The sequence below is a fragment of the Pseudoalteromonas fuliginea genome, assembly GCF_000690055.1.
Classification (GTDB): domain Bacteria; phylum Pseudomonadota; class Gammaproteobacteria; order Enterobacterales; family Alteromonadaceae; genus Pseudoalteromonas; species Pseudoalteromonas fuliginea.
Map to the genome: position 1 here is coordinate 1 of NZ_JJNZ01000199.1, position 221 is coordinate 221.

The window sequence follows — 221 nt, forward strand, 5'->3', positions numbered from 1 at the left end:
GTGATGAAGATCACTTAGGTGATATGGACTTTAAAGTAACTGGTACTGCTGATGGTATTACTGCATGCCAGATGGATATAAAAATTAAAGGATTAAATTATGAGATCATGGAGCAAGCCCTTAATCAGGCTCGTGACGGACGTCTTCATATATTAGATAAATTAACTGAGGTTATTGATACTCCAAGAGCTGAAGTTAAACGTCATTCTCCTAAAATTATT

At 35.3% G+C, this 221-nt stretch carries 1 pseudogene; it reads left to right on the forward strand.

The annotated features are described in order from the left end of the window. Positions 1 to 221 (forward strand): annotated as a pseudogene (locus tag DC53_RS22770) (polyribonucleotide nucleotidyltransferase); the annotation flags it as partial.